Source organism: Aquiflexum sp. (assembly GCF_041749095.1).
In the GTDB taxonomy this organism is placed as follows: Bacteria; Bacteroidota; Bacteroidia; order Cytophagales; family Cyclobacteriaceae; genus Aquiflexum.
In genome coordinates this window covers 1-3,834 of the sequence record NZ_JBGTCA010000239.1, presented here as the reverse complement: position 1 = coordinate 3,834, position 3,834 = coordinate 1, and the positions used below count along the sequence as shown (strand labels likewise).

Here is a 3,834-nt window from a genome sequence, read left to right as displayed (position 1 = left end):
ATCAATATGTTTTGCTTTTGATATAGAATTTTTCTTTGATAATTAGATTCACGGGATGGGGAGGAGAGACAGATTTTTTTTCAATGGTTCAAAAATATCTTGCAAGACTTCCTTCCTTTACTGATTTAGTGAATAGAGGTTATTAGTGTCACCAATAACCTTTCTATTCAAGAAATAAGCAAAGACCAAATTAGGCACCCAGCACAGCCAGGAAGTCATACGGTAGGCTATCATAAAATCTGAAAATATCAAACTCAATAAAGGCAGCCAAATTCGGAGTGTGACAGCAGCAAAGCAGGCTGCATAACTAAAAATCATTAGCCTTTGGTGTAATGAAATCTTAAATTTTCTAATGGCATGTATTGCGCCTACCGTTGTGAACAACCAAATGATGCTCAAAGAGCTAAACCCCAACCTGGAAATAAGCCCACCGGTGGCAAACTGGGCAATATAAAGCCCACTCACGCCACTAAGGATCACGCTGGCAAAATATATTCTGCCGACTAATCGATGTAAGTAGGGATTTTTGATCCGTAAGTTTTTCAAAAAGTTTATCCAGCCAATCAGCAATGCCAGTCCGCCAAACAGGATATGCGTATAAAAGCAGGCTTTCCAAACTGCATCTTGCAACACAGCAGCATCTTTTGTGGCCAAGAGGCCAAAAGTTGGTTCCAATATCCAATAGATGATGGGGTAAAGTCCAACAGATACGGCAAGAAAGGCAAATAGCGCAAAAGGGATTTTATTTTTCATTTTGACCCCAGTTTAAATCTTGCTCCTAGTTGAAAGAAGTAGATCATACCTCCGGAAGAGGCACGATAGCTGGTGTTGCCCAAAGTTCTCTCCTCAGTACCGGAAAGGTTGAAGCTGTATCCCATACTTGCGTCTACATAGAAGTATTCCTTAAATGGAAAGACCCGAAAGCCGAAATTGGGAACCAAATAGGATTTGACAAGTTGTTCGCTGGCACCTGTGGCTTTATCCCGCATATCAAACCACTCGGGTCCACCGAGCAATCCGAAAAAAATTCCTTTCCGGTCTTTTCTCAAATAGTAGCGCAAGTAGATTTCCGCTGCATTATTTTGGGTGATATCCACCCCGTTAGCATTTCGGAAAAAAGTATTTTTGATAAATTCAGGTGGTACTACCGAGAAGCCGATCAAACCAACCTGCCAATGATTGAATTCCAAACCGATGGAACCTCCTGCACCAGCAAAAAACAGGAATGGATAAATGTCGGCATTAAAATGCAGTGGGCTGGGGTTTTTATTTTTACCAAGGATATGGTTATTCCAAAAGGAAATACCGCCTTGTGCTTTAGCAACAGCCATTGTGCCCATGAATAATAAAGAGAGAAGAATAATTTGTTTCATGTCTATCGTGATTTAAATGATTGATAAGGCAAATCACGATAGTTATCTTTTGAATAACCTTGACGAAAGTTAAGGTTTTTGCCTTGCTCTTAACCGGCTGAGGCTTTCAGGGCTGATGCCAATCAGATGGGCTATGTAACGCAACGGAACTTCCTGGAATAATTGAGGACGATTTTGCAACAGTTTATTTAACCTTTCTTCGGGTTTATCCGAAGCTATTGACTGAGCTATATCCACAGTTCTTTGGGCGACCTGCTCTGCCATGATTCTTCCAAAGGATGCAATGTTTTTGCTTTCTTCATAGATCCTATTCAAATCCATTTTATTTACCAAAAACAGATTGGTGTCCTTCAAGGCCTGAAAAAAATATTCAGAGGGGATTTGTTGGTTAAAGCTTCTAAAATCTGTCAAAAAAGTATTAGATAAGCTTATATCACAGGTTATCTCATTCCCATCCTTAATATGAAAGTGCCTGATTACCCCCTTTTCTACAAAGGCAATAAAATCGCACTTCTGTCCAGACTCCAGCAAATACTCTTTTCTAAGCAGACTTTTGGGGCGAAAAACCTCTTTGATCAAATTCTCTTCTTCTTCCGTTAGGCGGATAAAGCGGTTGCAGTATTGGATCAAATTATTGCGCAAGTTGGTTGAAATTTGATAAAGCTTACAAAAGCCTAAAAATAACTCATTTACAACTAATTTTCATGAAATCATGGACTTTTAATTGTTCCTGTACGATCAGATACGTATTAAGTTTATATTTATTCTGTGCCAAGCAATAGTTCCACATAGCGTTCCGGTTGGTCCAATTGCAAGTAGTGTCCACAATTATCCATTTTTGAAACTTTGACGTATTTAAAACTTGAAAGCAACTTTTGACCTGAAACTTCCCATGGCTGAAACTTATCATCCATTCCCCAAATCAAATGGACGGGTAGGTTTACTTGGCTTAATTGAACACTTAGTCCCCTTGTATCTTTATTGCTCAACTTTCTCAACATCCTTTGAAATTTTAAAATGCTTTTCATTTTATGAAATTTTCCGTCATAGAATATTGCCTCAAACTTTTCCTTATCCAAGGGAGTGTATTTGAAGGAACGGGAGAGTGCTTGGAAAAGCAGGCTATGACTGAACCTTCCAAAAAGAGCAAGCCAAAAAAAACAAACCTAATTTTGCTGCTTTGATCATATCCTGCACAGATTTTACCGGCCAGGAATCATCTGTTATACAATTGCTCAAGGTGATTTTGGAAAATATGTAGGGTTGATTAACAGCCATCAGCTGGGCTATGCCTCCTCCAATATCATGTCCTACCAGCCAAACATCCTGAAAACCTTCCTGATGCAGCCATTTGATAAATAATTCTGCTGTTCCCTTCAGGGAATAGAATTTTTTAGATCGAATCCGGCTTAACCCATAACCGGGCAAATCAGGAGCCATGCAATAATAACCTGCTTTAGAAACTGTTTCCATGGTCTGTCTCCAAAGTTCTGCATTGGCCGGGATGCCATGCAAAAACAAGACTACCGGATCAGTGGGTTTTCCTTTGGCAATGACCGAAAGTTCAGATCCATGGACTGAATATTTGATTCTTGTCGTTTGATTGTGTTGTTTTTCCATCGGACAAAATATTAAAGGTAAAAGTTGAATTTTAAGTATAATTAGGTTACTTTAAGTTACCAAGTTATAATTTATATCCACCTCAATCAATACATTACCATGGAGAAAGCTGGTATCCAAAAAGTTACTGTTACTGAAAATCAACAACATCATTATCAAAAAAGGCTCAAAAAACTTTTCGGCCACCTCGATCCGGATAATCCTCCGGCCAATTGTCCGATAAGGGATGTTATGGCTCCCATTGCTGACAAATGGAGTATCTTGAGCATTTTGTTTTTGGGAGGATATGGAAAACTCCGGTTCAATGAAATCAAGCGAAAACTTTACGGAGTATCTGCTAAGGTGCTTTCAGATAAGCTGGGACAATTGGAGAAAGATGGTTATGTGTCCAGGCAGGTGTTTCCGGAAGTACCCATTCGGGTAGAATACCAATTGACGTCCCTTGGCTACCAATATTTGGAACAATTGCTGGATATTTCAGAATGGATCAGTGAAGTAATGCCTGAGGTATTGGAAAACAGGAATAAGATTAAAATTTATTAGAACTGTATCAATGTTTATCCCAAGAGTAATTCAAAAATGATCTTAGACCATCTCCATTTTGATCTTCAAGGCAAGATCGTACTTGAAAAAATGTTATTCAAAGCCCCTGTAAAAGTAAACCGTTCTATGGAAAATGAGGCTTGCTTTCTATATCCTTTAAAAGGATCTCTTACCATTTATGCTGCTAATCAGACCCAAGGTACAAATGAAGATTACGGAGTATTGATGAAATGTGGAAAGTATTTTGCCGAAACACATCGAAATAGTCAGCAAAAGATTCAGGAAATTGTGGCGGTAC

General features: G+C 38.9%; 6 protein-coding genes and 1 pseudogene. 2 read left to right on the top strand and 5 right to left on the bottom strand.

Annotated features, from left to right (window positions below; genetic code table 11):
• Positions 1-117: 117 nt before the first annotated feature.
• From ACEW8O_RS11390 to ACEW8O_RS11370, 5 genes are all read right to left on the bottom strand, one after another.
• Entirely contained in the window at positions 118-753 is a 636-nt protein-coding gene (locus tag ACEW8O_RS11390; protein WP_373494754.1) for a DUF2306 domain-containing protein, read from the bottom strand.
• Entirely contained in the window at positions 750-1,373 is a 624-nt protein-coding gene (locus ACEW8O_RS11385; protein ID WP_373494753.1) for a hypothetical protein, read from the bottom strand. Before ACEW8O_RS11385 ends, ACEW8O_RS11390 begins: the two co-directional genes overlap by 4 nt.
• A 69-nt stretch (positions 1,374-1,442) precedes the next feature.
• Positions 1,443-2,015 (bottom strand): Crp/Fnr family transcriptional regulator, encoded by a 573-nt coding sequence (locus ACEW8O_RS11380; RefSeq protein WP_373494752.1) that lies wholly within the window; start codon positions 2,013-2,015, stop codon positions 1,443-1,445.
• Positions 2,016-2,134: 119 nt separating this feature from the next.
• Positions 2,135-2,401, bottom strand: a complete 267-nt coding sequence (locus tag ACEW8O_RS11375) for an alpha/beta fold hydrolase (RefSeq protein WP_373494751.1) — start codon at positions 2,399-2,401, stop codon at positions 2,135-2,137.
• Between the two features lie 94 nt (positions 2,402-2,495).
• On the bottom strand, positions 2,496-2,993 hold the full coding sequence (locus ACEW8O_RS11370; protein WP_373494750.1) for an alpha/beta fold hydrolase: 498 nt from the start codon (positions 2,991-2,993) through the stop codon (positions 2,496-2,498).
• A 99-nt stretch (positions 2,994-3,092) separates the two neighbouring features.
• Between ACEW8O_RS11370 and ACEW8O_RS11365 the strand changes: the two genes are divergently transcribed.
• Both ACEW8O_RS11365 and ACEW8O_RS11360 read left to right on the top strand, forming a co-directional pair.
• Positions 3,093-3,536, top strand: coding sequence for a winged helix-turn-helix transcriptional regulator (locus ACEW8O_RS11365; protein WP_373494749.1), 444 nt, complete (start codon positions 3,093-3,095; stop codon positions 3,534-3,536).
• 36 nt (positions 3,537-3,572) lie between these two features.
• A pseudogene (locus tag ACEW8O_RS11360) lies at positions 3,573-3,834 on the top strand (hypothetical protein); the annotation flags it as partial.